The 24,672-nt window shown below is 34.1% G+C and carries 22 protein-coding genes, 2 pseudogenes and 2 other annotated features; of the genes and pseudogenes, 23 read left to right on the forward strand and 1 reads right to left on the reverse strand.

The features are described from left to right. Positions 1-115 precede the first annotated feature (115 nt). The 8 genes from MHH59_RS09600 to MHH59_RS09635 all read left to right on the forward strand — a co-directional run bounded on the left by MHH59_RS09600 (position 116) and on the right by MHH59_RS09635 (position 7,831). Positions 116-1,876: an ABC transporter ATP-binding protein gene (locus MHH59_RS09600; RefSeq protein ID WP_002031356.1), complete on the forward strand. Its 1,761-nt coding sequence runs from the start codon at positions 116-118 to the stop codon at positions 1,874-1,876. A gap of 86 nt (positions 1,877-1,962) precedes the next feature. Next, positions 1,963-2,640: an envelope stress response regulator transcription factor HitR gene (gene hitR / locus MHH59_RS09605; RefSeq protein ID WP_002126920.1), complete on the forward strand. Its 678-nt coding sequence runs from the start codon at positions 1,963-1,965 to the stop codon at positions 2,638-2,640. Beyond that, positions 2,637-3,710: an envelope stress sensor histidine kinase HitS gene (hitS, locus tag MHH59_RS09610; RefSeq protein WP_002086159.1), complete on the forward strand. Its 1,074-nt coding sequence runs from the start codon at positions 2,637-2,639 to the stop codon at positions 3,708-3,710. The genes hitR and hitS overlap by 4 nt, the downstream gene beginning before the upstream one ends. 168 nt (positions 3,711-3,878) lie before the next feature. Continuing rightward, entirely contained in the window at positions 3,879-4,598 is a 720-nt protein-coding gene (locus MHH59_RS09615) for a 3-ketoacyl-ACP reductase (RefSeq protein WP_078178496.1), read from the forward strand. Positions 4,599-4,747: 149 nt separating this feature from the next. Beyond that, positions 4,748-5,419 carry an O-methyltransferase gene (locus tag MHH59_RS09620; RefSeq protein WP_002126922.1) on the forward strand — a complete coding sequence of 224 codons (672 nt, stop codon included), beginning with the start codon at positions 4,748-4,750 and terminating at the stop codon, positions 5,417-5,419. Between the two features lie 133 nt (positions 5,420-5,552). Then, positions 5,553-6,431, forward strand: a complete 879-nt coding sequence (locus MHH59_RS09625; protein WP_002168604.1) for an aminoglycoside 6-adenylyltransferase — start codon at positions 5,553-5,555, stop codon at positions 6,429-6,431. Positions 6,432-6,591: 160 nt separating this feature from the next. Beyond that, positions 6,592-7,422, forward strand: coding sequence for a peptidoglycan-N-acetylglucosamine deacetylase (locus tag MHH59_RS09630; RefSeq protein ID WP_078178497.1), 831 nt, complete (start codon positions 6,592-6,594; stop codon positions 7,420-7,422). 70 nt (positions 7,423-7,492) lie between these two features. Further along, on the forward strand, positions 7,493-7,831 hold the full coding sequence (locus MHH59_RS09635; protein ID WP_002012358.1) for an SdpI family protein: 339 nt from the start codon (positions 7,493-7,495) through the stop codon (positions 7,829-7,831). Between the two features lie 44 nt (positions 7,832-7,875). Here the strand turns inward: MHH59_RS09635 and MHH59_RS09640 are convergent, their stop codons facing one another. Continuing rightward, a complete protein-coding gene (locus MHH59_RS09640) occupies positions 7,876-8,484 on the reverse strand; it encodes an NUDIX hydrolase (protein ID WP_002126927.1) in 609 nt (202 codons plus the stop codon). Positions 8,485-8,565: 81 nt separating this feature from the next. Between MHH59_RS09640 and MHH59_RS09645 the strand changes: the two genes are divergently transcribed. The 15 genes and pseudogenes from MHH59_RS09645 (at position 8,566) to MHH59_RS09710 (ending at position 24,615) form a co-directional block, all read left to right on the forward strand. Beyond that, complete coding sequence (locus MHH59_RS09645) at positions 8,566-9,204, forward strand: pyridoxamine 5'-phosphate oxidase family protein (protein ID WP_002012360.1); 639 nt, start codon at positions 8,566-8,568, stop codon at positions 9,202-9,204. Positions 9,205-9,440: 236 nt separating this feature from the next. Then, positions 9,441-9,672 (forward strand) — a binding site (T-box leader). 116 nt (positions 9,673-9,788) lie between these two features. Beyond that, positions 9,789-10,019 (forward strand) — a binding site (T-box leader). Between the two features lie 155 nt (positions 10,020-10,174). Next, positions 10,175-11,470, forward strand: a complete 1,296-nt coding sequence (locus tag MHH59_RS09650) for a homoserine dehydrogenase (protein ID WP_340851147.1) — start codon at positions 10,175-10,177, stop codon at positions 11,468-11,470. Further along, positions 11,463-12,521, forward strand: a complete 1,059-nt coding sequence (gene thrC, locus MHH59_RS09655) for a threonine synthase (RefSeq protein ID WP_000276430.1) — start codon at positions 11,463-11,465, stop codon at positions 12,519-12,521. The genes MHH59_RS09650 and thrC overlap by 8 nt, the downstream gene beginning before the upstream one ends. Beyond that, positions 12,518-13,411: a homoserine kinase gene (gene thrB, locus MHH59_RS09660; protein ID WP_016120043.1), complete on the forward strand. Its 894-nt coding sequence runs from the start codon at positions 12,518-12,520 to the stop codon at positions 13,409-13,411. The genes thrC and thrB overlap by 4 nt, the downstream gene beginning before the upstream one ends. A 92-nt stretch (positions 13,412-13,503) precedes the next feature. Continuing rightward, positions 13,504-13,716 carry a DUF6366 family protein gene (locus tag MHH59_RS09665; protein ID WP_003188727.1) on the forward strand — a complete coding sequence of 71 codons (213 nt, stop codon included), beginning with the start codon at positions 13,504-13,506 and terminating at the stop codon, positions 13,714-13,716. Between the two features lie 220 nt (positions 13,717-13,936). After that, the gene (locus MHH59_RS09670; RefSeq protein ID WP_016126787.1) at positions 13,937-16,240 is read left to right on the forward strand and encodes a glycoside hydrolase; all 2,304 of its coding nucleotides are present in this window, start codon (positions 13,937-13,939) and stop codon (positions 16,238-16,240) included. 359 nt (positions 16,241-16,599) lie between these two features. After that, on the forward strand, positions 16,600-17,601 hold the full coding sequence (locus MHH59_RS09675) for an LCP family protein (RefSeq protein WP_002126935.1): 1,002 nt from the start codon (positions 16,600-16,602) through the stop codon (positions 17,599-17,601). Between the two features lie 62 nt (positions 17,602-17,663). Further along, positions 17,664-17,930 (forward strand): annotated as a pseudogene (locus MHH59_RS30825) (sensor histidine kinase); the annotation flags it as partial. A gap of 134 nt (positions 17,931-18,064) precedes the next feature. Continuing rightward, complete coding sequence (locus MHH59_RS09680; RefSeq protein ID WP_002126936.1) at positions 18,065-18,886, forward strand: peptidoglycan-N-acetylglucosamine deacetylase; 822 nt, start codon at positions 18,065-18,067, stop codon at positions 18,884-18,886. A 14-nt stretch (positions 18,887-18,900) separates the two neighbouring features. Continuing rightward, positions 18,901-19,557 (forward strand): YkyA family protein, encoded by a 657-nt coding sequence (locus tag MHH59_RS09685; protein WP_002086134.1) that lies wholly within the window; start codon positions 18,901-18,903, stop codon positions 19,555-19,557. Positions 19,558-19,764: 207 nt separating this feature from the next. Next, a pseudogene (locus MHH59_RS09690) lies at positions 19,765-19,917 on the forward strand (MerR family transcriptional regulator); the annotation flags it as partial. Positions 19,918-19,949: 32 nt separating this feature from the next. Continuing rightward, positions 19,950-21,107, forward strand: coding sequence for an RNA-guided endonuclease InsQ/TnpB family protein (locus MHH59_RS09695; RefSeq protein WP_002186099.1), 1,158 nt, complete (start codon positions 19,950-19,952; stop codon positions 21,105-21,107). Between the two features lie 157 nt (positions 21,108-21,264). Continuing rightward, a complete protein-coding gene (locus MHH59_RS09700; RefSeq protein ID WP_340851149.1) occupies positions 21,265-21,945 on the forward strand; it encodes an MgtC/SapB family protein in 681 nt (226 codons plus the stop codon). A 77-nt stretch (positions 21,946-22,022) separates the two neighbouring features. Next, the gene (locus tag MHH59_RS09705) at positions 22,023-22,559 is read left to right on the forward strand and encodes a GNAT family N-acetyltransferase (RefSeq protein ID WP_098168056.1); all 537 of its coding nucleotides are present in this window, start codon (positions 22,023-22,025) and stop codon (positions 22,557-22,559) included. Between the two features lie 247 nt (positions 22,560-22,806). Then, positions 22,807-24,615, forward strand: coding sequence for an IucA/IucC family protein (locus MHH59_RS09710; protein WP_340851151.1), 1,809 nt, complete (start codon positions 22,807-22,809; stop codon positions 24,613-24,615). The last annotated feature ends 57 nt before the right edge of the window (positions 24,616-24,672 follow it).

The raw sequence follows: 24,672 nt of genomic DNA on the forward strand, positions 1-24,672 counted from the left end.
TTTATATGTATATTTTGTAAAATTAGAAAAAAGTGTGTTTACATTCAGTTTACATTTATAGCGTATTCTAGTTTTAGAAAGAATAGTTTTGTTTATAACGAGGAGATGAACGACAATGGAAGTTAGGAATACAGAAAAGAAAAAAGGGAATTGGAGGCAGTTTTTACGTCTCATTCAAGATACAAATCCACCGAAAGGCATTCTTATTTTTGCATTAATAATGAGCTTACTTTCTACTGGAGCGAGTTTGTTTATTCCAATGCTGACAAAAGGTTTAGTTGATAATTTTTCACTTTCTTCAATTAGTACGGGACAAATTGTTGGATTAATTGCATTCTTTATTATTCAAACAATTGCTGCAGGATTGTCAATTTATTTACTGAATTATATTGGACAAAAAATTGTAGCTGGACTTAGAGAACGATTGTGGAAAAAGGTACTTATTTTACCAGTGTCTTATTATGATCAAAACAGAACGGGAGATACAATTAGTCGTATGACAAATGATACAGGTGTTGTTAAAACATTAATTTCTGAGCATTTGTCAAACTTATTAACAGGCGGTATCTCAATTATTGGGTCATTAATTGTATTATTTGTTTTAGACTGGAAAATGACAATTTTACTTTTAACGGTTATTCCATTATCGGTACTAATTTTAGTTCCACTTGGACGGAAAATGTATAAGATTTCAAAAGCACTTCAAGATGAAACGGCTTCTTTTACTAGTGTATTAACACAAGTACTATCAGAAATTCGTTTAGTAAAATCTTCAAATACGGAAAAAAAAGAATATGAAACAGGTAATACAGGTATCCAAAAATTATTGCAATTTGGTTTGAAAGAAGGAAAAGTGCAAGCATTAATTTCACCTGTTATGTCGTTTGTTTTAATGGCATTGCTTGTTATTATCGTAGGGTATGGTGGAATGCGAGTTTCTAGTGGTGCATTAACAACAGGTGAACTTGTAGCATTTATTTTGTATTTGGTTCAAATTATTATGCCAATGAGTCAGTTATCAATGTTCTTTACTCAGTTCCAAAAAGCAATTGGTGCAACCGAAAGAATTAATACGATTTTAGAATATGAAGTAGAAGATCATGAAACAGGTATGAATGTTACAAATGCGAAGCAGCCGATCGTTATTGAAAATGTACATTTTGAGTATAACGAAGAAGAGAAAATCTTGAAAAATATCGACTTCACGATTGAATCTGGAAAAGTAACGGCGATTGTAGGACCAAGTGGTAGCGGAAAAACAACTTTATTCTCGCTGTTAGAACGTTTTTATGAGCCAACTAGTGGTTTCATAAAATTAGGGAAAGAACCAATTACAGCATATTCATTACAATCATGGCGACGTCAAATTGGTTACGTTTCACAAGATAGTCCGTTAATTGATGGAACGATTCGCGATAATATTTGCTACGGTGTTGAGGGTGAAGTGACGGATGAAGAAATTGAAAAAGTAGCAGCGATGGCGTATGTTGATGCGTTTATTCATGATTTACCAAGTGGATACGCAACAGAAGTTGGAGAGCGTGGCGTGAAGCTTTCTGGAGGGCAAAGACAACGAATTGCGATTGCTCGAGCGTTACTACGAAACCCACAAATCCTTATGTTAGATGAAGCGACGTCAAGTCTTGATAGTAAATCGGAATCGGTTGTTCAGAAGGCGTTAAATAACTTAATGAAAGGTAGAACAACTTTAGTTATTGCGCATAGACTTTCTACTGTTGTAGATGCAGATAAAATTATCTTTATTGAAAAAGGGAATCTTACAGGAAGTGGCTCACATGATGAGTTATTACGGACACATGACATGTACCGTGAATTTGCAATGCAACAATTGAAAATTAAAGAAGGAGCATTATAGAATGAAAACAATCAGTGAAGGGGCACTTCACTGATTGTTGATTTTAGAGTGCTAAAAAGTATGTTAAGCAGAAAGGATATGATTCCTTGATACCCAAAATTTTAATTGTAGATGATGATCCGCACATTAGAGAACTTGTTTCTGTATTTTTGGAACGAGAAGGTTTTCAAACATATGAGGCCGTTGATGGATTAGATGCTCTTCGAAAAATAGAAGAAGTGAGAGTCGAAATGGCGATTATTGATATTATGATGCCAAATATGGATGGGTTTGATTTATGTTATGAATTAAGAAAATACTATGATATCCCAATTCTTATGCTGACTGCTAAAGGTGAAACATCTCAAAAAGTAAAAGGATTTCACCTCGGAACAGATGATTATCTTGTAAAACCATTTGATCCTTTAGAATTAGTTGTGAGAGTGAAGGCATTATTGAAACGTTACCAAATTACAGTATCGCAATCTATTCAAGTTGGGAATGTACTGTTAAATCGTAAAACATTTGAAGTTAACGTTGGAGAACAAACGGTGACGCTGCCGCTAAAAGAATTTGAGTTGCTCTTTACATTAGGATCTAAAGCGGGGAGAACTTGTTCAAGAGAGCAATTAATAGAAGACGTATGGGGATATGATTTTGAAGGGAATGAACGCACGCTAGACGTTCATATTAATCGGTTGCGTGAAAAGTTTCAAGAAGAGTTATCGAAGTTTAGTATAAGGACGATAAGGGGCTTAGGGTATCGCTTAGAGGTAAGTAAATGAGAAAAAGAGAAAGAATGAGTAAGATGAAGATGTTAAAAGTAATGGGGGCGATAGTAGCGCTCTTTACTTTTCTTACTATAATTTGGTCAATAGCCTTTTTTGTATCGTCTAGTGTAATGAAAGCTTTTGAAATAAACGTATCGCCTTTTATTACTTTTCTAATTAGTGATATGGTCGGCTTTGTTTTTATCGTTCTTATTTGGACATTAATCGGAATTTTAATGAGACCGAAGCGAGAGGCGATGATTTGGACGATCATTGAACCGATACAAAAAATTGCAAAAGGGGACTTCTCTGTAAAAATACGGAATGAAGAAAAGTATGATGGCGAAATTGGTGTGCTTGTAAAAAGTATTAACGATATGACGGATGAACTTAATGCAATGGAGAAAATGAGACAAGAATTTGTATCGAATGTTTCTCATGAAATACAGTCGCCATTAACATCTATTAAGGGATTTGCTCGAGCGCTACAAGATGATAATCTACCAGTTGAAAAAAGAAAACATTATCTTACTATTATTGAAACTGAAACAACGCGATTATCTAAATTGAGTCAAAATTTATTGAAGCTAACACTTTTAGAGTCAGAGGAGTATTCACCAGAAAGAGCTACTTATCGATTAGATCAACAGTTGAAACAAATTGTGTTAAATAGTGAGCCTCTTTGGGATGAAAAAGGACTTGAGCTAGATCTTGATATGGATAAAGTGTGTGTTACTGCAGACAAAGAAAGTATGAGCCAAGTATGGATTAATTTAATTCATAACAGTATTAAATTCACACCAAATGGTGGCACGATTACAATTCATTTAAAAGAACATAAGGAATTCCTGGAAGTAAGTATTCATGATACGGGAATTGGTATATCCGAAGAACAGAAACAACATATTTTTGAACGTTTTTATAAAGCGGATTCTTCACGAAACCGTGCTTATGGAGGAAGTGGATTAGGTCTAGCAATTGTAAAAAAAGTACTCGACCTTCATCAAGGAAAAATAAAAGTTGAGAGTGTAGAAGGAAATGGTACAGAATTTATTGTGCGTATTCCAAATCATGAAGAAAAATAGTGTTAGAAGGAGGCCTTTTAACACTATTTTTCTTTAAAAATGCATTTACCATTACTATAGTTACCTATAAGTAACCTACGCACATAAAAGTGCATCATTGCCTTTTTGCATAAACATAGATACACTTTTAATATAATAAACAACTGAGATGATTAAGGAGTGTTATACTTGGCAGAATTATTACAAGGAAAAAATGCTTTAATTACAGGAGCAGGTAGAGGGATTGGTCGTGCTGTAGCGATTGCGTTAGCGAAAGAAGGCGTAAATGTAGGTCTTTTAGCTCGTTCAGAAGAAAACTTAAAAGCTGTAGCGAAAGAAGTGGAAGCAGAAGGTGTAAAAGCTGTTATTGCGACTGCTGACGTATCTTCATATGAAGAAGTAACGACTGCAATTGAAACATTAAAAAATGATTTAGGATCTATCGATATTTTAATTAATAACGCTGGTATTTCTAAATTCGGTAAGTTTTTAGAATTAGACGTTGCTGATTGGGAAAAAATCATTCAAGTAAACTTAATGGGTGTATACTATGCAACTCGTGCAGCTTTACCAAGTATGATTGAACAACAATCTGGTGATATTATTAATATTTCATCTACAGCAGGACAAAAAGGTGCACCTGTAACAAGTGCATATAGTGCTTCTAAATTTGGTGTTCTTGGTTTAACAGAATCGTTAGCGATGGAAGTTCGTAAACATAATATCCGTGTAACAGCTTTAACACCAAGTACAGTAGCAACTGACATGGCTGTAGACTTAGGATTAACTGATGGAAATCCTGATAAAGTAATGCAAGCGGAAGATATTGCAGAGTTTATCGTAGCGCAGCTGAAATTAAATAAACGTACATTTATTAAATCAGCAGGACTTTGGTCTACTAATCCGTAAGGGATAAATATAAAATACAAAGAAGGGACATCTATTCTGTAATGGAGTGGGTGTCCCTTCTTTATTTTTTGTGTATGAAACGGAATTTTCGGTATAATTAAATTTGAATGGTAGATAAGTATTAAAAACTTGAAGGGGATGGTATTTCCATGAGTACGATTGAGAAATGGACGGCTGTTGATCAATATATGAGTGATGTATTAATACCGAAAGACTCTACATTAGAAGAAGTTCTTCAAGCAAACGCTGCAGCTAATTTACCGGCACATGATGTATCACCAACTCAAGGGAAGTTTTTACAACTATTAGTACAAATTCAAGGAGCGCGTAACATTTTAGAGATTGGCACTCTAGGCGGATATAGTACCATATGGCTTGCAAGAGCATTGCCATCTGGAGGGCGAATTGTTACATTAGAAGCAAGTGAAAAGCATGCTGAAATTGCACGGAGCAATATTGAGCGTGCCAATTTGAATGATAAAATTGAAATACGATTAGGATTAGCGTTAGATTCTTTAAAACAAATAGAAAATGAGAAGTATGAACCATTTGATTTTATTTTCATAGATGCGGATAAACAAAATAACCCTGCTTATTTTGAATGGGCACTGAAACTATCACGCCCTGGTACTGTAATTATTGGGGATAACGTAGTACGTGAAGGTGAAGTTATTGATAATACTAGTAGCGATCCTCGTGTACAAGGGATACGCCATTTCTATGAGCTAATAGCTGCTGAGCCGCGTGTAAGTGCTACTGCGCTTCAAACTGTAGGAAGTAAAGGGTACGATGGGTTTGTAATGGCAGTCGTAACAGAGTAATCTAAGGAGGAAAAAGGGATGAAAAAGAAGTTTCAAAAATTATAACGTGTATCTTGTACAACGAATTTAGCTCGTGGACCTCCAATTTACATAGTTTTATATTATATATTAAAAACTTGGAGGCTATAAGAAGATGAGAACTGAAAAAGAAATGTTAGACTTAATTATAAATACAGCAAAAGAGGATGAAAGAATTCGAGCTGTCATCATGAATGGGTCACGTGTGAATCCAAATGTGAAAAAAGATTGTTTTCAAGACTATGATATTATTTATGTTGTAAAAGATATACAATCTTTTACGTGTAATCATAGTTGGATTAATAGATTTGGGGAAATAATGATTGTGCAAATGCCGGAAGAAATGTCGTTACTTCCAGCTGATAAAGACGGGAAATTTCCGTATTTAATGCAGTTCATGGATGGGAATCGAATTGATTTAATGCTAGTTCCAGTTGATTTAATAAATAAATTTATTGGACAGGATAGTTTAAGTAAATTACTACTGGATAAAGACAAATGTATTGGAGAATTTCCGCCAGCAAGTGATAAAGATTACGTTATAAAAAATCCTACAGAAAAAGAGTTTTTGGATTGCTGTAATGAATTTTGGTGGTGCAGTACAAATGTAGGAAAAGGATTGTGGCGCGAGGAACTTTCTTATGCGAAAGGAATGCTTGAAGGCCCAATGCGTGATATGTTAATCGTAATGCTAGAATGGCATATTGGTATGAAAACAAATTTTACAGTGAATACCGGAAAGTTTGGTAAGCATTTCGAGCAATATGTTGAAAAAGATACGTGGGAGCAATTTAGAAAGACATTTTCAAATGCAGAATATGAAAATATATGGGAGTCATTCTTTGTAATGGGTGATTTATTTAGGGAAGTTGCGAACGAAATTGCTAACACATATGGATATCAATACCCGCAAGATGATGATGACAAAGTGACAAGCTATTTAAAACATGTGAAAGTTTTGCCGAAAGATAGTACATCGATTTATCCCGCATAAACGGGCAGTAAAACCCCCACTGATTAAAGTTTCACTTTATTAATTGTATAAAGCAGTAAGACGGTCCTAATTACGGACAGTCTTATTTTTGTTCATGAATAAGAATTTCTCTAACAAAGTACAGATGAATCACATATGAAATTTTAGGGAGGTTTTTATCATGTATTATTTTTACGCACCAGAAATGTTCGTTCCATTTCATTGGGGACTAGAACGAAATGTTTCGTATGCTTATATGCCATATCATTCATTTTATTATGGAAACTATATAGACGCAGTGCCGTATGTATTAAATGTTCCGCAAAATGATCAAGTCAAAGTGAAGGAAGAGAATCGGGGGTCATGGACACCTTTTTCATGGGTTGAAAAATATGCGTATGCATTTTCAGGACCATACAATAAAGCGGAAGTAGCTCTTACATTTGATGATGGACCAGATTTAGTATTTACGCCAAAAATTTTAGATAAGTTAAAACAATATAATGTAAAAGCTACTTTTTTCTTACTTGGTGAAAATGCAGAAAAGTTTCCGAATGTAGTAAAGCGTATCGCGAATGAAGGGCATGTAATTGGTAACCATACGTATAATCATCCGAATTTAGCGAAAGTAAATGAGGCTGAATACCGTAATCAAATTATAAAAACGGAAGAAATATTAAATCATTTAGCTGGTTATGCACCGAAGTTTATACGTCCACCATACGGTGAAATACTTGAAAATCAATTGAAGTGGGCGACAGAGCAAAATTTTATGATTGTACAGTGGAGTGTTGATACAGTTGATTGGAAAGGGGTAAGTGCTGATACGATTACAAATAATGTGCTAGGGAATTCATTTCCAGGAAGTATCATACTTCAACATTCGACTCCAGGTGGACATTTGCAAGGATCTGTCGATGCACTAGACAAAATCATTCCGCAGTTAAAAACGAAAGGGGCACGTTTTGTAACACTTCCAAGTATGTTCCAGACATCTAAAGAGAGAAAATAAAAATGTTAATAATTGGGATTTTAAGAGTTGTATAGTATAATGAAGGTGTAAGTTAGGGGGGATATAATTGATGGATGCACTAGTAAACATAGGAATGAGCATATTGATTGGTATTATATTTATACTTGCGGCACTTATTCTTCAAAAAAATCCACCGACGGATATTAACGCAGCATATGGTTACCGTACGAAACGGTCTATGAAAAATAAGGAATTATGGGATGCAGGTAACAAGTATAGTGCAGAAGTGATGAAACAAAATGGATTCATTATGATGTTAATTGGAAGTGTTATTAGTATACTGTTTAGATATCCACATACAATGATAGCGATTATGATTGTTATGCTGTTGTTAATTATACGATTATTTATACGAGTAGAGAAAAAATTAAAGATACTTGAGCAATAAAAAAATAAGACTCCCGAATAAAGTAAGCTGGGAGTCCTATTTTTTTATAAACTATTTTTGTTTAGCAATTCTTGTCCTTGCACTATAACAAATTCATAGTATTCAAGAGCATAAGGATAAATATCTTCAAATGTTATCGTTATCGGATTACTGTTTAAAACAGAATTAGTCGTTAAAGATGAAATCTCTCTTCTTAATAGTTGTAGAAAAGAAGTTGCATGTACTTTCATCACATCGTCTACTTCTTCACCTGGTGCAAATGGAAGTGGCTTTATTACATTGTGAAAATACATATGACAAAATTCACGATCAGTAAGATTTGAAATTTCATAATCTATTTTATAGATTCCTTTGTATGTTAGATCAGTAGTTTGAAAGAAAAGTCCTAATTCTTCTTCAATTTCACGAAGACCGCCAATTTGTACATCTTCATCATGCATAATGTGTCCAGCTGATGTAATATCCCATATATTCGGAGCTTCTTTTTTATTTTTAGAGCGTAATTGGAAATATAAGAACATATCCTCAGCATCTTTTTCTACAAACCAGCAATGAAATGTTTCGTGCCAATCACCGTCACGATGCACGTCATCACGTAATTTCTTTCCAAGTGTATTTCTTTCAGGATCAAATATTGTTAACCACTCTGTCATTTTAATTCCCCTTTCTGCAAATTTTATTATACAATATTTGTATTGAATTTTGGGAAAATAAAGAAAAAGGAGTGATTATTAGTGAAGATAGAGAATAAGGAAATAAAATCAATAATTTCAACTGAGGAAGAATTACGACAAATATTGGGGCAACCAAGTGAACGGGCTTTGAAAAAAGTTATTTCATCACTTGATCACCATTGTGTAGATTTCCTGTCTAAATCGCCTTTTCTAGTATTATCTACTGCAAATAAATTCGGAGAGTGTGATGCTTCGCCGAGGGGAGACGCACCTGGATTTGTATATGTATTAAATGAAAATAAAATTATCATCCCAGAAAGACCGGGTAATCGTCGTATAGACTCTATTTTAAATATAATTTCAAATTCGCACGTAGGGTTAATCTTTTTTATTCCGGGTCTTGGGGAAACACTCCGAATAAACGGTAAAGCATATATTACGAACGATGAAGAAATTTTGAAAGAAATGCAGGCGAATGGACGCAATCCGTTACTTGGAATTGTTGTTGAAATAGAAGAATGCTATATTCATTGTGCAAAAGCTTTTATTCGTTCAAAAATGTGGGATCCAGAGTCATGGTTAAATAAAACAGAGCTACCTTCAGCACCGAAAATGTTAATGGAGCATGCGAAAGTGAATGCTTCAGAAGAGGAAGTTGCACGTTCTTTAGAAGAAAGTTATAGGGAAAGATTGTATTGAAAATTATTTTTTAAATATAGTGTTGAAGTATGAAACTCTAAACGTTTTAGAGTGAGACTTTAACTATGAATATTGCTAATTTGTATGTGATGAATATATGTGCAAGAGAATAAATCTGTATTAGATGATTTGTTATTTTAAAATATAATTATTCATATTCTTAAAAATTGTGAAGAAAAATAGGCTTGCTTTTTGAAAAGTTGATAACTATAATAAGTTAACAAATAGACATGAACGAAAAAGTAACGATAAGGACATGAGATGATTTTTAAGGTTTACAGAGAGGGAAGACAAGGCTGTGAGCTTCCTAACACGAAAAATGATCTTACCACCTTTGAACTTCAATAGTGAACGAGTAATCTAGTAATTATTGACGGTATCAGCCGTTATCTGAACTTGAGCAATCTAGAAGAAAGTAAGTCTAGGTTGGAACAAGGGTGGAACCACGAAAACACATTCGTCCCTTTCCTAGGGATGAGTGTGTTTTTTTATAGTTTTTAAGATTGAAAATTTAAAATAATTAAAAAAATAGTATTGATTTTGTTTTTTATGCGAGTATAATGAGTTAACAAATAAACATGAGCGAAAAAGTAACGATAAGGACATGAGAACATTTTTACGGTTTACAGAGAGGAGGCCAAGGCTGTGAGCTTCCTAACACGAGAAATGATCTTACCACCTTTGAACTTCAATAGTGAACGAGCAATCTAGTAATTATTGACGGTATCAGCCGTTATCTGAACTTGAGCAATCTAGAAGAAAGTAAGTCTAGGTTGGAACAAGGGTGGAACCACGAAAACACATTCGTCCCTTTCCTAGGGATGAGTGTGTTTTTTTATTACTTTGAAAGGAGGTGCGGTAACATGAAACGATTAGTACGTACGGAAATAACCACCACCTGCATGATTAAAAAGCAGAGTAAGGTGATTCACAGGTGTAACAATTAAACTATTTAGGAGGAGATTAGAAGATGAATAACGTTATTAATGTTGGGGTATTAGGATTAGGTACTGTCGGAAGTGGTGTTGTCCATATTTTGAAAGAACATTATAAAAAAATCACTCTTGATACAGGATATGAAGTAAAGGTAAAGACAGTCGTTGTACGTGATTTGGAAAAGGAACGTGATGTTTGCATTGATGGAATCGTAGTAACAAGTAATGTCGATGAAGTTCTAAATGATTCAAATATTGATATTGTAGTAGAGGTAATGGGCGGAATTGAAGAAGCGAAAGAGCATATTGTGAAGGCTTTGCAAAGTAAGAAACATGTCGTAACAGCAAATAAAGATTTAATGGCTGTATATGGTGCGGAGCTTCTGCAACTGGCAAATAAAAATGAATGTGACCTATGTTACGAAGCGAGTGTAGCCGGTGGGATTCCAATATTAAGAGGATTATCAGACGGGCTAGCTTCAGATCAAATTGAAAAAATAATGGGAATCGTAAATGGAACAACAAATTATATGTTAACAAAGATGAGTCAAAATGGATGGTCGTATGAAGAGGCTTTACAGGAAGCGCAAAAATTAGGGTTTGCAGAATCAGATCCGACAGCGGATGTAGATGGACTAGACGCTGCGAGAAAGGTAGCAATTCTTGCAAACTTAGGTTTTTCGATGAATGTTTCTTTAGATGATGTTCAAGTTAGAGGTATTCGAAAGGTTGAAAAAGAAGATTTAGAGATGGCCGAAAAATTAGGATTTACAATGAAATTAATTGGTAAAGCTGAAAAACAAGGATCATCCATTCACTTAAGTGTAGAACCGACTTTATTACCACGTCATCATCCGCTATCGAATGTGAATAATGAATTTAATGCGGTGTATGTTCACGGTCAAGCAGTAGGAGAAGTGATGTTTTACGGACCTGGAGCTGGGAAGTTACCAACTGGTTCTGCTGTAGTAAGTGACATTATTTCAATCGTTAAAAATATGAATCAAGTTCCGAAAAATAAAAGTGTATTAAAAGAACCGGAGCCGTATGAATTACAAGGAGATGAAGAAGTAGTTTCAAAATACTTTTTGCGCATTTCATTACGAGATGAGCCTGGAATGTTTAAAAAAATAACAGAATGTTTCGTCGATTGTTCTGTGAGTTTAAAAGAGGTAATTCAATTACCTTTGAATCGTGAGCTTGCAGAAGTCGTTGTTGTGACGCATCAAACTTCAAAATATCAATTCGAGCAAGTTTTAGGAGCGATAGAAGATGTCGCAAGTGAAATAAACAGTTACTACATTATTGAGGAGGAAAAACAATATGTATAAAGGACTATTAAAACAGTACGCTTCTTATTTACCGGTGAATGAAAACACACCTGATGTCAGCTTAATGGAAGGGAATACACCCCTGATTCCATTATTAAATATATCAAAACAATTAGGGATTCAGTTATACGGAAAATATGAAGGAGCGAATCCAACGGGTTCTTTTAAAGACCGTGGTATGGTAATGGCAGTTGCAAAGGCGAAAGAAGAAGGTTCAGAGGCTATCATTTGTGCATCTACAGGTAATACATCAGCATCAGCTGCCGCATACGCGGCACGCCTCGGAATGAAATGTATTATCGTAATACCAGAAGGAAAGATTGCGCATGGGAAATTAGCGCAAGCAGTTGCTTATGGAGCGGAGATCATTTCAATAGAAGGGAATTTCGATGATGCACTTAAGGCTGTAAGAAATATTGCTGCAGAAGAGCCGATTACATTAGTAAACTCAGTAAATCCTTACCGAATTGAAGGACAAAAAACAGCAGCATTTGAAATTTGCGACCAGTTGGAAAATGCACCAGATGTTCTAGCTATTCCGGTTGGGAACGCAGGGAACATAACAGCATACTGGAAAGGATTCTGTGAATATGAAAAAGAAAAGGGTTATAAAAAACCAAGAATTCACGGCTTTGAAGCCGAAGGAGCAGCTGCAATTGTAAAAGGGCATGTAATTGAAGAACCTGAAACGATTGCAACAGCGATTCGTATTGGTAACCCAGCGAGTTGGTCGTATGCAGTAGAGGCTGCCGAGCAGTCTCATGGTGAAATAGATATGGTGTCAGATGAAGAAATATTACATGCGTATAGATTGTTAGCAAAAACTGAAGGAGTTTTTGCAGAGCCAGGATCAAATGCTTCATTAGCGGGCGTCATTAAACATGTGCAATCTGGAAAAATCAAAAAGGGAGAAACGGTTGTTGCAGTTTTAACTGGAAACGGTTTGAAAGATCCTGATATCGCAATTTCTTCTAATAAATTTGATATTGCAAGTGTGTCAAATGATATAGAGCAAATTAAAGATCATATTAAAGGGGTGATTATGTCGTGATACCATTGAGAGTACGTGTCCCTGCTAGTACAGCGAATGTCGGACCTGGATTTGATTCAGTAGGAATAGCATTGTCATTATATTTAGATGTGGTGGTAAAGGCGGAAGCAGATAAATGGCAAGTAATCCATTCCTTTGAAGATTCAATTCCAACAGACGATAAAAATTTAATTGTTAGCACGGCATGTAAAGTGTTTCCTTCTTTATCACCCTATATAATAGAAGTTACTAGTAATATTCCGCTGACAAGAGGTCTAGGAAGTAGTGCATCAGCAATTGTAGCAGGAATAGAGCTTGCGAATCAGCTTGGAAATTTGAACTTAACAACTGATCAGAAAGTTCAAATTGCTACAAATTTTGAAGGACATCCAGATAATGTTGCTGCTTCTATTTTAGGTGGAACTGTAATCGGAGCGCTGGATGGAAAGAATGTTTCGGTTGTAAGGATTGAAAGTAAGGAATTAGGCGTAATTTCTCTTATTCCAAATGAAGAGCTAAATACGGAGGAAAGTCGATCTGTATTACCAGAGATGTTTCCGTTTCATGAAGCGGTTAAGGCTAGTGCGATAAGTAACGTATTAGTAGCTGCATTATGTCAAAAGAAGTGGGAAGTTGTAGGTGAAATGATGGAACGAGATCATTTCCACGAGCCATATCGTTTAGAACTTGTACCGTTATTACCATCAATTCGTAAATGTGCAAAAGAATTCGGAGCATATGGCACAGCGCTTAGTGGTGCGGGACCATCCATTTTTATTTTAACTCCGTACGAGAAGCGTAAAGAAATAGCTGACCAATTAGCGAGAGTATTTGCAGCTATGAAAGTATGTGAGCTTGAAATTGATCATAAAGGGATTACTGTAAATAAGGAAGAACATATTGGATTATAAAGAAAGCTAGCATAGCTAGCTTTCTTTACGTTATGGAGAATCTATTTTAAAGGGGATTTTTCGGAATGAACATTAAATTTAGAGGTGATTATATGAGTTCAAAAGAGTCACCAGAAGAAAAAAGAGAACGCATGAGACAAAGTGAATTGAAAAATAATCCTACCGGTTCTTTGAATGATGGACTCAACAGGGTGGAATCAGGTAGCCCTGTTGATATGACAGGTGGTATGAATTGGAAAGGTACAGGGATATTAATTTTAGTGCTAGTTTTAGGATATATTATATATAGTTACTTTTTCAGTTAAGGAAAGCTTGATGGAATTTAGATTTGCTTGATCTAATTATTAGTGAGAATAAAAAAACAAGGATTAAAGTTCCACTGTAGTACATATTTTCTTTAAACAGATTATAGTAATACGTAAATTTTTTTGCTCATAATAGAGCTAGCATAATGCTAGCTCTATTATTTTTTTGCCATATTCCTGTAACAAACCTCCTGTATATTCATTGGTGGAGGTGCAGAAGATGAAAAAAATGATAGCGATATGTCTTCTTACAACATTGTCACTTTCGACTTTAGTCGGGTGTGATGTAAAAGGTAATGATGCTTTACAAGAGTCTAAAATAAAGAAAGCGACGTATAAAGATTTTACTTACGATGTAAATCCTGAGACTTTTACGTTAACTGTAGAACATGATGGTGTAAAAGAACAGGCATCACAACCATTACCAAAAATGAAGGTATCGAATTTGAAAAAAAACAAGGATCATACATCATGGGAATATCCGGATCAAAAAGTAAAAGTAAATTTAGAAAAGAAAAAAGACCACTTAAATATTGAAGTGGAATCGACTGGTGCAGAAAGTTTTACATGGCCAAAAGTGCAAGCTGAAAATTATACACTTCCGTTATGGGAAGGTAAGCAAATTCCGAGTAATGATGAGAATTGGAAGAAGTTTTTAAAGGATGATGCATATTCATTTGCTGAATCATTTTCTATGAAGTTTTTTGCATTAAATGGTTCTAAATATTCGATCGTATATATTGCGAACAATATGTTTAATAATGAATTGAAATTTCATTCAGATCCGAAAATAGGGTTTGATTTTACACATGAATTCCCGAGTATAAATAAAAATAAAACATATGGATTTCAATTATATGTGACAAATAATGATGCAGTAAGTATCGCTAAACTGTATAAGGATAATATTGCTCGAAAAGGTGAATTTAAAACATTACAAGAAAAGGCAAGAAAAAATAAAGAAATCGAAAAACTTTACGGGGCAGCTCATTTTTACTTTTGGAATCAAAATGGTTTATCAGAAAGTAACGTGAATTGGCCGAAGCTAAGAGAGCAAATAAATAGCCCGGTGTTTAGTCATATAAAAGGGCTTATTCAAAAGAATAGTTCGGAGCCTGGAGAACTGAGTGTGTTTGAGCAAGTAAGTAAACAAGATTTCATTGATAAGTACCAAAAAAATGTTATTTTACGCTATACAAACGAAGTATTATCTATGAAGGAATTGTATAAAGAGGATATTTTCCCGAAAGTTAATCAGGAAGCTAGTGTGTTATTAAAGAAAGGTGTAGATCACTTATCGAAGACAGAGCTGTATAGCTTAAATAAACATTTATTAAAGTCAGTACTCGGTGATGCAGTTGAAGAAGTAAGTAAATGGGGTAAGGCAGATGGAACGGATATAATAAAGGAAATGAAAAAAGTAGGGATAGACAAAGCGTGGATTGGTCTACCGAACTGGGAACAAGGATTTATGCAGCCTAATTTCGTTACAGAAGCTAAGGAAATGGGATATTTAGTTGGTCCGTATGATTCTTACCATTCTATTCACGAAAAAGGTGATAAAAATTGGAACACAGCTTCCTTTAATGACCCATCGTTATATGAAGAAGCCACTGTAACGAAGAAAAATGGTGAGAAAGTGCAAGGGTTTTTAGGGAGAGGCCGAAAATTAAATCCGACATTATCACTTCCTAGTGTAAAAGAACGAATGAACGATATATTACAAAATGGCCCTAAATATAATTCATGGTTTATTGATTGTGACGCGACGGGCGAAATTTATGATGATTATTCAACAAAACATTTAACGACACAAGAACAAGATTTACAAGCAAGGTTGCAACGAATGGATTATATTGCGCAAGAAAAGGGTATGGTAGTTGGCTCAGAAGGCGGAAATGACTTTGCAAGTAGCACGATTGCATTTGCTCACGGCATTGAAACGCCTGTTATTAAATGGGACGATGAAGATATGAGGAAAAATAAAACAAGTCCGTATTATGTGGGCGGATATTGGTCACCGAATCAAAATGTTCCAGAAAAATATGCAAAACAAGTACCGTTAAAAGAAGAATATAAACAAGTATATTTAAATCCAGTATATTCGGTACCGTTATATAAATTAGTATACAATGATTCTGTAATTACAACGCACCACTGGGAATGGGGAAGTTTGAAAGTAAAAGATGAGGTAGGAAACCGAATGTTATATGAGTTATTGTATAATGTGCCTCCGTTGTACCATTTAGATGAAGTAGAGTGGAATAAGCATAAACAAGAAATTACGCAGCATCTGAAAGTTTGGAATGAAGTTCATGAAAAGGCAGTAAAAGAAGAAATGACGAACTTTGCATATTTGTCAGAAGATAAATTAGTCCAATCTGCTTCATATGGAAAAGATATTAAAATTATTGTGAATTTCTCTAATGATGATGTGGAAATAGAAAAAACGAAAATAAAAGCAAAATCAGCTTTAATTTATAATAATGGGAAGCAAATGATATACACACCAAATGAGAAATAATAAAGTGAAATTTTAATCAGTGGGGGATTTATCCCTCACTGATTATTAGTCATCACCAATCAAAATTTCACGGCCCAAACTTGACTCTTTTATTCCTGATAAATTATGAGGTGAAAGTCTTACTACCTGCAAATAACAGAATGATAAATCTGTAAATTTGAACGTTTTGAAGTGTTAAATTTTTGAAGTTGATAAATAGTGACTTGCCAAAAATAAGCACGAGAGTATAATGTGAAATGGAATACATATTGGATTCATGATGTAACCTTACAAAAATGTAAGGTGATTGAAAGGAAATTCAATATGAAGATTACTAGACATACATTATACTAGGAAAAGAGAAAGAGAGGAGAATGAACATGAGCTCTGAATTAGAACAAGATACGAGAAGCAGTAAAAAACGTTCTAAAAGAAAATCAATAAAATGGTTCATTTTAATTCCATTTTTCCTACTTGTTTTTGGAGGAGTAGGATATGGATCGTTTATATATAACAAAGCAAAAGCTGTTGTAAGTGATGCATATGCACAAATTGATAAGTCATCAAAAAGGGACAAAGAAGTGGAACCTTTAAAGGATAATATTTCGATTTTAATCATGGGTGTCGATGGAAGCGAAATGAGAAAAAGCCAATATGGTGAAGCGGTTCGAACAGATGCACTTTTATTAGCGACAATTAATAAAGATGATAAATCCGTTAAATTAGTAAGCATTCCTCGTGATTCACGTGTTTATATTCCATCTAGAAAGAAATTAGATAAAATTACACACGCACACGTATTTGGTGGTGTTGAAAGTACAAGAGATACAGTGGAAAGATTTTTAAATGTACCAGTTGATTATTATGTGAAGTTTAACTTTGAGTCATTTGTACAAATTGTAGATTCAATTGGTGGTATTGATATTGATGTACCTGTTACTTTCACAGAACAAGATAGTAAAGACCAAGCAGGTATGATCCATTTAGAAAAAGGTTACCAACATTTAAATGGTGAACAAGCCCTTGCACTTGCTAGAACGCGTAAAATTGACAGTGACGCAATGCGTGGTCAAAGGCAACAACTTGTAATTGAAGCAATTGCGAAAAAAGCAATGTCTGTTCAATCAATTAGTAAAATGGGCTCTTTACTTGATGCAGTTGATAAAAATATGAAAACAAACTTAACGTTTGATGATATGCTTGCTATTACGAAAAATATGGCAGGATCAGATTTGCAAATGGAAAAGATGCAAATAGAAGGAACGGATAAGCGTATTGGTGGTATTTATTATTACATTCCAAACGAAAAAAATGTGAAAGATATTTCGACTAAGTTAAATGAGCATTTAGGTGTTACACCAAAACCAACTCGAAATGAATAAGTATAAAAAAAGGTTGGCCTCAGCCAATCTTTTTTTATGGAAATGGATTGCTTCATTTATTTTTAGTAGAAGGGCTACTAGTTTTTTCACGTCTACAGTCAAATCATTTTAATTTATATAAACAAAAGGTGCAATTGTACGATATACTAGAGGAAAGAATTTGGTAATTAACTCCTAAAATAGAGAAAATAAATTCATCTCATTGCAAGTTGAAAGCGAATTGAATTGATAGAAGATGAAGATCAAACAGGTTAAAACAAATCTTCTTGAAAGTTGTACATAGTGCAATCAAGAATTGGTATGAAAAGAATAAAGAGTTTGTTGAGGCAGGAACAACAATTTTGATAAAACTCCCATTATAATTCATATTTTAGATTGTTTATATAGTGTAATAAAATAAATAGATGTATAATTATATTGGGTGATTTATATATAAGATTAATAGGGAGAGGAATTCGATAGAATGGAAAAGGCTTTTAAAATTAAACGAGTTGCAGTTGTTTCAGTAGCGATTGCAATAGTAGCTATTGGGTATTTCATGTTTCAATCTATTACTTCACCAGCAAAAGCTGTTGCTAAGCAAGAAAATATAGTGCAGCTTGCAAGTGAACAATCGAAAGTTGAAATGAATAAAACGGCGCCAAGTCGTTTTAACGGAATGGAAAGAAAAGTTGCTTATCTTACATTTGATGATGGGCCAGGAAAATATACGGCTGAATTATTAAATATGTTAAAACAGCATGATGCGAAGGCGACATTCTTTTTAATCGGAGCGAATGTAAAAGCGTTTCCTGATTTAGTAAAACGTCAAAATGCAGAGGGTCATTATGTTGGAATGCATAGTATGACACACAATTTTGCGAAGTTATATAAAAATGGCGAATATGTTAATGAAATGAAAGAAGATCAAAGCTTAATCGCAAATATTATTGGAAAATCACCTCAATTAACACGTCCACCATACGGGTCGAAGCCTGGTTTAAATGAAGGCCTTCGAAACAAAGTAGTAGAGGGTGGTCTTAAAGTATGGGACTGGACAATTGATTCTTTAGACTGGAAATACAATAAAGTACCAGTCGATGCAGCGGCAGCACAAATCGCTCAAAATGTATTAGCTGGTGCAACAAATCCTCAAGAAGTCATTTTAATGCATGATATTCATCCGCAATCAGTCGCAGCTGTGCCAGCAATATTAAAGGGTCTAAAAGAAAAGGGTTATGAGTTTGAAGCATATCATGAAGAGAATCACTTCCCCGTGAACCTCTGGCATGATAACCGTATGTAATGGAGGAATTGAAGTTGAAATATGGAAAAGTAGCAGTAGTTGGAGCATTATCAGTAGGATTATTATCAGGTTGTTTCGGTGAAAAGCCAGAAGAAAATTTATTTACGGCTTTTGAAGCAGCATCTACACAGGAAAAATCTTTAGCAGATGACACAAAAAAATTAGAGAAGTTAGAAAAGCAAGGACAAGAACTTTATTCTCAAATTTTACAAGAAGGTAAAGAGCATAATGAAGCAGTTTCAAAGAAAATAGAGCAAGCTACTGCAAATGTAGACGAGCGTGAAAAAGTATTGAAAAACGAGAAGGAACAGTTAGAAAAAGCGCAGAAAGAAACGACATCCGTTCAAAATAATATTGAAAAACTCGAAGATAAGAAATTACAAAAACAAGCAAAAACAGTAGAAGAATCGTATAAAAATCGTTATGATGCCTTCCAAAAGATGAATGAGAATTACACGAAGGCGTTAGCGACTGAAAAAGAACTGTATGAAAAATTAAAAGTAAAAGAAACGAAGTTAAAAGAAATTGGTGAAAAAGTTAAAACTGTTAATGAATTAAATGTGGAAGCGCAAAAGGCGAAAGAACAATTTAATAAACATACAAAAGAGTATAATGATAATAAGTTAGCATTTTATAAAGATGCACAAATTAAAATTAAAGAACAAAAATAAAGAAAGATCTTAATTATAATAAAAAGCCGGGGAAACATTGTCAAAAATGTTTTTTCGGTTTTTTACTTTAAATGAATAGAAAAGACTGGAATTGATATCATAAAAGAGTTATAGTGAAATATTCGAAGGGAAATATTAGGAAGTAAGGAGATCAATACAGTTGTATAAAACATACGCAAATGCAGATAAATATGTTACATTCTACCTATGAAACAATATAAATCAAAAGAATTCGCTGAAATAATCAATGTGTCTGTAAGAACTTTACAGAGAAGGATAACGAGGGTGTATTGACTGCTTACCGAAACCCTAAAGGAAGAAGATTTTATACAGATAAACAGTATAAAGACTATATGGGGATTCAAGAAGAAAATACCGGAGGATAAAGATTTATGAAAAGAGCATATCTAATAGAAATCCATCCGACAAAAGAACAAATACCTCGAATAAATCAGACTATTGGTGTGTGCAGATATGTTTACAACCTGTATATCTCTAAAAATAAAGAGTTGTATGAAGCCGAAGGAAAGTTTTTAAGTGGGTATGACTTTTCAAAATGGTTGAACAATGTCTATACAAAAGAATGTGACCAGTGGATAAAAGAAGTATCAAGTAAAGCTGTAAAACAAGCGATTATGAACGGGGATAAAGCTTTTAAGCGATTTTTTAAGGGTTTATCTAAATTTCCACGATATAAGAAAAAGAAGAAGCAAGATGTGAAGTGCTATTTTCCTAAAAACAACAAAACAGATTGGACAGTAGAAAGGCATAGAGTAAAAATCCCCACAATTGGTTGGGTAAGGTTAAAAGAATATGGGTATATTCCCAAAAATGCGATTGTAAAAAGTGGAACGATAGGTAAAAGAGCAGGAAGATATTTTGTATCCGTGCTTTGCGAATTGGAAGAAACAGAAACGAAGCCAACTTTCAAGCAAACAGGTTTAGGTATTGATTTAGGGGTGAAGGATTTCGCTATACGTAGCGACGGTATCGTTCATGAAAACATCAACAAAACAATAAGAGTAAAAAAGATAGAAAAACGGTTAAGACGTGAGCAACGTTTTTTATCGCGTAAATTTGAAAATATAAAAAAGAGAGGTGAAAAATCTGTTACTAACAAAAGAGCGAATATAGATAAAAATATTCTTAGAGTGCAAAAACTACATGCCAGGTTAACAAATATTCGATTAGCGTATGTAAAGTCTATTGTAAATGATGTGGTGAAAACCAAGCCAACATTTATTACAGTAGAAGATTTGAATGTGAAAGGTATGATGAAGAACAAACATCTATCTAAAGCAGTTGCGAAGCAATGCTTTTATACATTTCAAACATGGTTATTGGCGAAATGTGAGGAATATGGAATTGAACTACGTCAAGTAGACAGGTTCTATCCCTCGTCGAAGTTATGCTCATGTTGTGGTCAAAAGAAAGTAGACTTAAAACTATCCGAACGAGTATATGAATGTGACTGTGGAAATGTAATAGGTAGAGATTTGAACGCGTCAATCAACCTTTTACAAGCAAAAAAATATACAATACTAACGTAAATAGATTGTATATATGTACGGTGGGCTACATCGGAATTTATGCCTGTGGAGTGTTACAGCAAACTGTAGTAGCGAGTTAGTGGCGAGACAGGACACGCAGAAGCAGGAATACTCTAAGAATGTACATTTGTCTATATTCTTAGTAGCAGAAGGAATTATGTCATATGAATTTTTATTCAAATTAGGTTTAGCACTCTTTTTAGGATTATTCATCGGAATAGATAGGCAGCTAAAGAATAAACCGCTTGGTGTGAAAACAAGTATGGTTATTTCCGTAGCGAGTTGTTTAATTACAATGGTTTCAATTGAATCAGTGAATGTTTATTCTGTACCGGGTCATACAAACATGGATCCAATGCGTCTCGCCGCTCAAATTGTTAGTGGGATTGGTTTTCTTGGAGCAGGGGTAATTTTACGAAGAAATAATGACGTTATTTCAGGATTAACGACAGCTTCTATGGTATGGGCCGCTTCAGCACTAGGTATTGCGATTGGTGCAGGGTTTTATATACAAGCGACGGTTGCTATGATTTTAATTATATTAGCGATTAACGTACTTCCGCAAATTGTGAAAATTGCAGGCCCTTATTCATTAAGACAAAAGGACTTATCCATAAAAATTACCGTAAACAAACATCGAGAGTTAGACGGGATTTTTAAGCAAATTAAAAATTTAAATATGCAAGTAAAACGAGTGAAAATTAAAGATATTGATAATGGGGCATCTCAGCAATTGGAAATGGTCATTTTAGCTCCAGAAGATTTATATACAAATGAATTATATAGTTCTTTAAAAGAAATCGATCATGTTGTTTCAGTAGAAGTTGAAAGTAGATAAAAAGAGTGATGAAAATTCACTCTTTTTTTAATGCATACAAAACATTTTGCTATAATTATTTTCTAAGGGGGATGAGTATGGTGGAGATACATATTAGAAAGGCAATGAAAGCTGATATTGCGACAATAGCGAAAGTGCATGTGGAAAGCTGGAAAACGACGTATACTGGGATATTCGCTAACGAAATTTTAGAAAATTTAACATTTGAACAAAGAAAAAAGCAATGGGAAAACATTTTTCAAAAAGAAGACAATCTACAATATAGATTTGTAGCAGAAACGTTAAATGGGGAAATTATCGGATTTATCGATGGGGGAGTTGAAAGAACAGGTACATATAATTGTGATGGGGAATTATATGCAATATACATTTTACAAAAATATCAAGGAATGAAGATAGGACAAAGATTATTTCAAGCATTGCTATCGGAATGTAAAAAAGATAATATGCAATCTCTGTTAGTTTGGGTTGTTGCTAATAACCCTTCTAAAAAGTTTTATGAAAAATATAATCCGGAAAAAATTGACACGAAACTTTTAGAAAGACTAAATGTAGAAGAAATAGCATATGCTTGGCGAGATATGGATTGTTTATACAAAACATTATCAATTTAGGTTTGAATAATTATATTATGTAAATTAAACTTACGGATATTAAAAAACATCAATAATTATATTGATGTTTTTTTGCATACGGATTTAATGTTGTGGAAAAGACAAAAGGTTTAGTTAGATAAAAAAATTCTGAAATATATCTTGAAATGATTATCATTATCAATTAAAATCATAGTTGATAATAAAATTCAACTGTCAGAAGTTTCACGAAAAAATGATAGTGTTCGTCTAAAAGAGGAGGAGCAGTATGCAGCATGCGAAACAAATCGCGGAACATGCAACAATACAAAGCTTTTTAAATTGTTATTTAAGAGAAACAGGAAGTGGAGAATGGATTACGGAGGATAAAAGGATAGAAAATATTTTCTGCCATTCATTTCAAAGAGACGCTATCCCCACTTATTTATGCTGTCGGTTATCGGCACAAAACGTTACTTTGTATGGGGAAGTTATATATAAATCGTCAACGGACCGTCATCTATTTGGAGAACAATTTTATTACCAAATTGGCGAAAATAAAAATGTTATTAAAGCAGATTATATTACGGTTATTATGTTTTTAATAAAGGAAATGTCTATTAACTATGGAGAAGGTACGAATCCTGATGAACTTATGCTTCGAGTTATCTGTAGTTGTCAAAATATTGAGAAGTTTATACAAGGAAGGGAGCAGGATACAGCTGAATTATATGGTTTCCATACGACTTTTATAGAGGCGGAGCAATCTTTATTATTTGGACATTTAACTCATCCTACACCAAAGAGTAGACAAGGTATATTGGATTGGAAAAGTTCAATGTATTCTCCTGAATTAAAAGGGGAGTGCCAACTTCACTATTTTAGGGCACATAAAAGTATAGTAAGTGAAAAGTCATTGTTACAAGATTCTACAACGGCGATGATAAAAAAGGAATTAAAGAACGATGAAAAGGTAGGTCAAGAATTTATTGAAGAGTACTGTCAAGAAGATGAATATTCATTAATTCCAATCCATCCGCTACAAGCAGAATGGCTATTACATCAATCTTATGTGCAAAATTGGATGAATCAAGGTGTACTTGAATATATCGGTCCAGTAGGTAAGTGTTATATGGCGACATCATCACTTAGAACGCTATATCATCCTCATTCGAAGTATATGTTCAAGTTTTCATTCCCTGTAAAGGTCACGAATTCAATGCGTATTAATAAATTGAAGGAACTTGAGAGTGGACTTGAAGGTAAGGAAATATTGAATACTAAAATTGGAGAGGTGCTAGAAAAGTTTCCAGGATTTGATTTTATATGTGATCCGGCCTTTATTACTTTAAAATACGGGGCACAAGAGTCTGGATTTGAAGTGATTATTCGAGAAAACACATTTTATAGTGAAAATGAAAATGATGCAACGCTTATCGCTGGATTAGTACAAGATGCAATTCCGGGTGAAAGAACTCGTTTAGCAAATATTATCCATCGCTTAGCGGATTTAGAAGGTAGAAGCTGTGAAGAAGTAAGTTTAGAGTGGTTTAGACGATATATGAATATCTCTTTAAAGCCGATGGTATGGATGTATTTACGTTATGGCGTTGCATTAGAAGCGCATCAACAAAATAGTGTTGTTCAATTGAAAGATGGTTATCCAGTTAAGTTTTACTTCCGTGATAATCAAGGTTTTTATTTCTGCAATTCAATGAAGTCAGTGCTAGATAATGAACTAGCGGGTATTGGCGAACGTACTGGGAATTTATATGACGATTACATTGTAGATGAAAGATTTCGTTACTATTTAATTTTTAATCATATGTTTGGACTAATTAACGGTTTTGGTACAGCAGGATTAATAAAGGAGGGAATTCTTCTTTCGGAATTAAGGTCTGTACTTGAAGCGTTCCTTCCATATAACCGCGAACCTTCTACATTTTTAAGTGAATTGTTGGAAGAAAATAAATTGGCATGTAAAGCAAATTTGCTAACGAGATTTTTCGATGTTGATGAACTGACAAATCCTTTAGAGCAAGCAATTTATGTACAAGTAGATAATCCACTCGTTAGAGAAGTGGCTGTTCGTTCATAAGTAGTGCTAAAATTTCACGTAATACAAATAATGGAATTTGATATTCCGTATTATAGC

The organism is Bacillus sp. FSL E2-0195, from assembly GCF_038003645.1.
GTDB classification, from domain to species: Bacteria; Bacillota; Bacilli; order Bacillales; family Bacillaceae_G; genus Bacillus_A; species Bacillus_A mycoides.

Excerpts from the sequence above, each read along its gene's own strand:
- MHH59_RS09600 (WP_002031356.1), top strand. The coding sequence starts at position 116 with ATGGAAGTTAGGAATACAGAAAAGAAAAAAGGGAATTGGAGGCAGTTT.
- hitS (WP_002086159.1), top strand. The coding sequence starts at position 2,637 with ATGAGAAAAAGAGAAAGAATGAGTAAGATGAAGATGTTAAAAGTAATG.
- MHH59_RS09620 (WP_002126922.1), top strand. The coding sequence starts at position 4,748 with ATGAGTACGATTGAGAAATGGACGGCTGTTGATCAATATATGAGTGAT.
- MHH59_RS09625 (WP_002168604.1), top strand. The coding sequence starts at position 5,553 with ATGAGAACTGAAAAAGAAATGTTAGACTTAATTATAAATACAGCAAAA.
- MHH59_RS09630 (WP_078178497.1), top strand. The coding sequence starts at position 6,592 with ATGTATTATTTTTACGCACCAGAAATGTTCGTTCCATTTCATTGGGGA.
- MHH59_RS09635 (WP_002012358.1), top strand. The coding sequence starts at position 7,493 with ATGGATGCACTAGTAAACATAGGAATGAGCATATTGATTGGTATTATA.
- MHH59_RS09640 (WP_002126927.1), bottom strand. The coding sequence starts at position 8,484 with ATGACAGAGTGGTTAACAATATTTGATCCTGAAAGAAATACACTTGGA.
- MHH59_RS09650 (WP_340851147.1), top strand. The coding sequence starts at position 10,175 with ATGAATAACGTTATTAATGTTGGGGTATTAGGATTAGGTACTGTCGGA.
- thrC (WP_000276430.1), top strand. The coding sequence starts at position 11,463 with ATGTATAAAGGACTATTAAAACAGTACGCTTCTTATTTACCGGTGAAT.
- MHH59_RS09665 (WP_003188727.1), top strand. The coding sequence starts at position 13,504 with ATGAGTTCAAAAGAGTCACCAGAAGAAAAAAGAGAACGCATGAGACAA.
- MHH59_RS09670 (WP_016126787.1), top strand. The coding sequence starts at position 13,937 with ATGAAAAAAATGATAGCGATATGTCTTCTTACAACATTGTCACTTTCG.
- MHH59_RS09675 (WP_002126935.1), top strand. The coding sequence starts at position 16,600 with ATGAGCTCTGAATTAGAACAAGATACGAGAAGCAGTAAAAAACGTTCT.
- MHH59_RS09680 (WP_002126936.1), top strand. The coding sequence starts at position 18,065 with ATGGAAAAGGCTTTTAAAATTAAACGAGTTGCAGTTGTTTCAGTAGCG.
- MHH59_RS09695 (WP_002186099.1), top strand. The coding sequence starts at position 19,950 with ATGAAAAGAGCATATCTAATAGAAATCCATCCGACAAAAGAACAAATA.
- MHH59_RS09700 (WP_340851149.1), top strand. The coding sequence starts at position 21,265 with ATGTCATATGAATTTTTATTCAAATTAGGTTTAGCACTCTTTTTAGGA.
- MHH59_RS09705 (WP_098168056.1), top strand. The coding sequence starts at position 22,023 with ATGGTGGAGATACATATTAGAAAGGCAATGAAAGCTGATATTGCGACA.
- MHH59_RS09710 (WP_340851151.1), top strand. The coding sequence starts at position 22,807 with ATGCAGCATGCGAAACAAATCGCGGAACATGCAACAATACAAAGCTTT.